This window comes from Methylophilus sp. (assembly GCF_035460085.1).
Lineage (GTDB): Bacteria > Pseudomonadota > Gammaproteobacteria > Burkholderiales > Methylophilaceae > Methylophilus.
In genome coordinates, this window is sequence record NZ_DATHWZ010000052.1 from 1 (window position 1) to 2397 (window position 2397).

Consider the following 2397-nt stretch of genomic DNA (forward strand, 5'->3'; position numbering starts at 1 on the left):
CGCCGGCATCTCAACGCGAGACGCGGCGAATTCGAATTCGGTTTTCATGGACGACGATGCGCGGATGCGCGGAGCATTTGTCGCGGTAGCGGTCCGGCTGGTGGAGCCAGTCGGGATTGAACCGACGACCTCATGCTTGCAAAGCACGCGCTCTCCCAGCTGAGCTATGGCCCCGTAACCAGAAGACGAATGCTCACGCTCGATGAAAGTGGTGGGCCTGGGAAGACTTGAACTTCCGACCTCACGCTTATCAAGCGCGCGCTCTAACCAACTGAGCTACAAGCCCGAAAAATGGTCCTGATGACCGGGCCGCTCCGCTTTCTAAAAAGCGTTGAGCAGCTCGGGCTCGTCCATGAAGAAAGAGAAACGTAGACGGCGGCGTCCCGCAAAATGGACCTGAACAATCCGAAGATTGCTCGGCCCGTATGATTCTAAGAAATCCGAAAGAAGACACGTGAGGTGTCTTCTGAGGGATCATCCTTAGAAAGGAGGTGATCCAGCCGCAGGTTCCCCTACGGCTACCTTGTTACGACTTCACCCCAGTCGCTGACCCTACCGTGGTCACCTGCCCCCTTGCGGTTAGCGCAGTGCCTTCAGGTAAAGCCAACTCCCATGGTGTGACGGGCGGTGTGTACAAGGCCCGGGAACGTATTCACCGTGGCATGCTGATCCACGATTACTAGCGATTCCGACTTCATGGGGTCGAGTTGCAGACCCCAATCCGAACTGAGACGGCTTTTTGAGATTTGCGCAGGCTTGCACCATTGCATCCCATTGTCACCGCCATTGTAGCACGTGTGTAGCCCAACCTGTAAGGGCCATGAGGACTTGACGTCATCCCCACCTTCCTCGCGGCTTATCACCGGCAGTCCCCCTAGAGTGCCCAACTAAATGATGGCAACTAAGGGCGAGGGTTGCGCTCGTTGCGGGACTTAACCCAACATCTCACGACACGAGCTGACGACAGCCATGCAGCACCTGTGTTGACTCCGGCCGAACCGAAGGGACCGTCTCTGGTCCCGGCGAGTCACATGTCAAGGGCTGGTAAGGTTCTGCGCGTTGCGTCGAATTGAACCACATGCTCCACCGCTTGTGCGGGCCCCCGTCAATTCCTTTGAGTTTCAACCTTGCGGCCGTACTCCCCAGGCGGGGTGCTTAACGCGTTAGCTGCGACACTGACGAGCAAGCTCGCCAACGTCTAGCACCAATCGTTTACGGCGTGGACTACCAGGGTATCTAATCCTGTTTGCTCCCCACGCTTTCGTGCATGAGCGTCAATATTATCCCAGGGGGCTGCCTTCGCCATTGGTATTCCTCCACATCTCTACGCATTTCACTGCTACACGTGGAATTCTACCCCCCTCTGACATATTCTAGTCTGGCAGTTTCAAACGCAGTTCCCAAGTTGAGCTCGGGGATTTCACATCTGACTTACAGAACAGCCTGCGCACGCTTTACGCCCAGTAATTCCGATTAACGCTCGCACCCTACGTATTACCGCGGCTGCTGGCACGTAGTTAGCCGGTGCTTCTTATCAAGGTACCGTCAACCTCAGTCTATGTTAGAGACTAAGTGTTCTTCCCTTGCGAAAGAGCTTTACAACCCGAAGGCCTTCTTCACTCACGCGGAATGGCTGGATCAGGCTTTCGCCCATTGTCCAAAATTCCCCACTGCTGCCTCCCGTAGGAGTCTGGACCGTGTCTCAGTTCCAGTGTGGCTGGTCGTCCTCTCAGACCAGCTACTGATCGAAGCCTTGGTAGGCCATTACCCCACCAACTAGCTAATCAGATATCGGCCGCTCTTATAACGTAAGGTCCAAAGATCCCCTACTTTCCCCCTCAGGGCGTATGCGGTATTAGCTAATCTTTCGACTAGTTATCCCCCATTACAAGGCACGTTCCGATATATTACTCACCCGTTCGCCACTAATCCCCCTAGCAAGCTAAGGTTCATCGTTCGACTTGCATGTGTAAAGCATTCCGCCAGCGTTCAATCTGAGCCATGATCAAACTCTTCAGTTTAATGTATGACTATTACTTTTTCCTCTTGCGAGGTGGTATTTCGCTTTTGCTTTATCAACTTGAGATTATCAAGCTGAGTACTCAAATTCATTTCCAAGGAATGTATTTCTACAGTCTTGTCATAAATTTAAGTGTAAGCACTTGTTTTTCTGAGGCATCACTTAAACCAAACAACTAAGTTAAATTTAACGTAAACGTTAAACAAGTTAGTTGCGTCTAAGTTAGCGACTCGTTCCCACAAGCACCCACACTTATCAGTTGTTATTTTGTTAAAGAGCTTTTTTCTATACCAGAAAAGTGAATCACTTTTTAGTAGCTTCGTTACCGCTTTGCGTTAACGAGGTGCGCATTATACAGAGCTTTTGATGGCCGTCAA

Annotated in this window: 2 tRNA genes and 1 rRNA gene; all 3 read right to left on the reverse strand. The window is 51.8% G+C overall.

The features are described from left to right. Positions 1-98: 98 nt before the first annotated feature. A tRNA-Ala gene (locus VK958_RS07870) sits at positions 99-174 on the reverse strand. 35 nt (positions 175-209) lie between these two features. Then, a tRNA-Ile gene (locus tag VK958_RS07875) sits at positions 210-286 on the reverse strand. 198 nt (positions 287-484) lie between these two features. After that, a 16S ribosomal RNA gene (locus tag VK958_RS07880) occupies positions 485-2021 on the reverse strand. Positions 2022-2397: the final 376 nt, after the last annotated feature.